Here is a 1,138-nt window from a genome sequence, read left to right as displayed (position 1 = left end):
GCAGGTTGTCACTCGGCCGTCGCGGTTTGAGCGGTCCCGAATGTATCGGCCCAACTCTCGTCCGTGACCTTGTCGAGCGTGGCAATCGCGGCCGCACGCGACGCGTCGATGCTCGATGCCTCACTGTTTGGCACGTGCATGCCTGTCAGCACGTCGGAAACCGCATAGCAAGGGACATCATCGCGCCCGACGATCGCATGAACGGCCCATGTCCGACCGCGGTGCTCGAACGGTATGCCGATCACCTGGACATCGCCCGTCCGCATGGCGAGCGTGAACACCACGCCACTGACGTACTGGGGCGCCGGTCGGGCAGGCGGTTTTTTCCGGGAAGAGCGGACCATGGTATTAACTCCTGCAGGGAATCGACACGAACAGTTGGGACACCGGCGGGTCGCCGAGGACGAGCGCGAGGAAGTCGCCTGCCGCCGCCGGGTGTTCAATGAAACGTTGCTCATACGGCGGCCGCGCAAACGCGACATCCAGCAACGCGCCCGATGCACTACGGACCAACGAGTGCGCTACGAAGCGTTGTTGCGCGCCGTCGCCACCGTCTGCGAGCCAACCGCGTACCGGCGTGTCGCCGGGATGCGATTGCAGCCAGCGCGCGACCTGCTCGTGGCAGCGATGCGGATTGGGAGGCCAATGCGCCAGCGCACCGGCGCCCGCGTAACGGTCGATCGACAGCGCGTTCGCATAGTCGCGCGCGATAGCGTCGGAAAGCGTCAGCTTCACGGCGGCAAGCGCGGCGTTACGGTCGAAGGCAGCGGTCATGACGCGCGGTGCTCCGTTGTGTTACCCGCTGACGACGCGGCCGCGGCGCTGACCAGATCCAGCAACCGGTGCTCATCACGCTGCAGTTGTTGCCGTCCCGCGTCGTCGACGGTCTTTCGGGCGGCGTTCACGAAGCCGAGCCAGTATGCGAACAGGCTGACAGCGGATGCATGCAGTGCCCTGCGTTCGGCATCGTCGCCGGCGGCCGCGGCGAACGTCATATAGTCGCGGATCTGCCTTTCGGCTGATGCGGTCAGGTCAGAATACGAGACGGTGTAGTCGAGCACGTCGGTCTATCAGGTGTTGAAGTTAGAGGAATCGGATGTCGCCAGATCCGGCCACGCGATGATCACGCTGTGGCGGG

At 64.9% G+C, this 1,138-nt stretch carries 3 protein-coding genes; all 3 read right to left on the bottom strand.

Annotation, left to right across the window (positions count from 1 at the left end; genetic code table 11):
* Positions 1-8 precede the first annotated feature (8 nt).
* The 3 genes from L810_RS42625 to L810_RS42615 are packed head-to-tail and all read right to left on the bottom strand — an operon-like array spanning position 9 to position 1,061.
* Entirely contained in the window at positions 9-344 is a 336-nt protein-coding gene (locus L810_RS42625) for a hypothetical protein (protein WP_042978379.1), read from the bottom strand.
* 4 nt (positions 345-348) lie between these two features.
* A complete protein-coding gene (locus L810_RS42620) occupies positions 349-774 on the bottom strand; it encodes a hypothetical protein (protein ID WP_021164285.1) in 426 nt (141 codons plus the stop codon).
* Positions 771-1,061 (bottom strand): hypothetical protein, encoded by a 291-nt coding sequence (locus L810_RS42615; protein ID WP_042978378.1) that lies wholly within the window; start codon positions 1,059-1,061, stop codon positions 771-773. Before L810_RS42615 ends, L810_RS42620 begins: the two co-directional genes overlap by 4 nt.
* Between the last annotated feature and the right edge of the window lie 77 nt (positions 1,062-1,138).

The organism is Burkholderia sp. AU4i, from assembly GCF_000466765.1.
Taxonomy (GTDB): Bacteria; Pseudomonadota; Gammaproteobacteria; order Burkholderiales; family Burkholderiaceae; genus Burkholderia; species Burkholderia cepacia.
Note: the sequence above shows the minus strand (reverse complement) of the source record. Positions and strands in the feature narration are given on the sequence as shown.